Raw genomic sequence first — 1,896 nt, forward strand, 5'->3', positions numbered from 1 at the left:
CGCCTGCCTGTCGGTAGGCAGGGGCTTCGTAGCCGTAACCCCAAACACCCGGAGTATTTTCATGGTTCGAGCCCGCCCTCATTGTTCATCGTCTATCGTCCTTCGTCCTTCGTCCATCGTTTAAATCACTTCCTCCTCCAGCACCTTTCTTCCTTCAAGGATCCGCTCATAGCCCAGCGGACTGACATCCACGGTCTCGTAACGCCTGAGGCGAATCCATTCCGAAAGCGCTTTGCCCACAGCGGGCGCCTGCTGAAACCCGTGACCACTGAATCCGACCGCCACGTAGAAACCCCGCACCTCCGGATGCTCTCCGATGATTCCGTTGGAGTCCCACTGGTTGACCTCATAGAGTCCTGCCCACCCGCTGACCACTTTCAGCTTGTCGAACAGGGGGATACGGTGAGCAAGAGAGGGCCAGATCGCTTCCTGGAAATAATTTCGGTCCCACACATAATTGAATCCAGACGGCTCTTCCTTTCGGGATTTTCCCGTAAGGATCTGTTTGCCGGTTTCGTGAAGGAAATAGACACTGGAGGTATCGATGGTGAGAGGAAGGTCGTAGTCGAAGAGCCGCGGCGGCTTTAACAGATAGACCATCCTCCGAACAGGAACAACCGGGATTTCTATCCCTGCCATCTTTCCCACTTCACCCGCATAGGGACCAGCCGCATTGACAATCGAATTGGAAAAGAAGGCCGTTCCATCTTTTGTCTTCACTCCTTCAAGGCGATCCCCTTTCCGCAGAATCTCAACCACCTCCTGATGGAGATATGTCACACCGAGGTCTCTTGCCTTTCTTACAAATCCCTGAAGCACGCCATGTGGATCCATATACCCATCACCGGCAGAAAAAGAGGAGCCGACAAGGTCATCGGTGTTAAGATCGGGAATGAGTTGAAGTGTTTCATCGATATTGAGGAGCCGGGTCTCCACACCCAGCGATTTCTGGAAAGCCTGATGTTTCACAAGAATAGGCCAGTTCTTCTCGCTTCCGAGGAAGAGATATCCCCGGGGTTTAAAATCGATCTCAGGCCGATCTCCACCCACCTCCATCCGTTCACCGAACTCCCGATAAAAGGCGAGACTGTGTTGGGAGAGCCGTACATTTACCTCTGTGCTGAACTGCCGCCGGATGCCGCCCACACTGAGGAGGGTTGAAGCGCGCTCGTAGGAAGGATCTTTCTCAAAAACAGCAATCCTTCCCTTAAACCCGTCATTGGCAAGATGAAAGGCGATGCTCGACCCCATCACGCCGCCGCCGATGATGAGAAGGTCGAAATTCCGTTCTCGGTTCATCTATGAAATTCTCATCCCAATTTTCCTGAGCCCTTATCTGCTAAGCAACAGATTAGGAAGCCATAGGGCAACTCAAGGGGAAATATGTTTGAATTTTATTAGAAAGCTTCTGCCTAATAGATTCGATCCCTGACGGCTGGAAATTCCTTCCTGACGGACGCAACCTTCTCAATATTGATCTCTGCCTGAAGGATGCATTCCTCATCCCCGCCGCTTGCAAGAACGGTTCCCCAGGGGTTGACGATCATGCTGTGACCGCAGAACTGGATTCCCCGGTTCTTTCCCGCGCAGTTGCTTGAGATCAAGAAGGCGCTGTTCTCAATGGCCCTGATGCGGTTAAACATCAACCAGTGTTCCAACCGTGGATAGGGCCATCCCGAGGCTACCAAAAATAATTCAGCGCCTTTATCCAGCATGATCCTGAAGAGTTCCGGAAACCGTAGGTCGTAGCAGGTGCACATTCCAATTTTACCCAGGGGGGTTTCAACCACCACCACTTCACTGCCGCGTGAAAGAATCTGGCTCTCCTGGGATCCATATCCGAAGAGATGGATCTTCCGATATCTGGCGATCAACTTCCCATCGGGATTAAAAAGA

At 52.1% G+C, this 1,896-nt stretch carries 2 protein-coding genes; both read right to left on the reverse strand.

Annotated elements, in window-relative coordinates; translation table 11 throughout:
- Positions 1-120: 120 nt before the first annotated feature.
- The gene (locus QME66_13635) at positions 121-1,299 is read right to left on the reverse strand and encodes an FAD-binding oxidoreductase (GenBank protein MDI6809987.1); all 1,179 of its coding nucleotides are present in this window, start codon (positions 1,297-1,299) and stop codon (positions 121-123) included.
- Between the two features lie 113 nt (positions 1,300-1,412).
- On the reverse strand, positions 1,413-1,896 hold a 484-nt coding region (locus QME66_13640; GenBank protein MDI6809988.1), incomplete at its 5' end, for a nitrilase-related carbon-nitrogen hydrolase.

The sequence above is a fragment of the Candidatus Eisenbacteria bacterium genome (assembly GCA_030017955.1).
Taxonomy (GTDB): Bacteria; Eisenbacteria; RBG-16-71-46; order JASEGR01; family JASEGR01; genus JASEGR01.

What these genes read in the sequence shown, in the direction of transcription:
- QME66_13635 (MDI6809987.1), bottom strand. Translation starts at nt 1,299, where the DNA reads ATGAACCGAGAACGGAATTTCGACCTTCTCATCATCGGCGGCGGCGTG.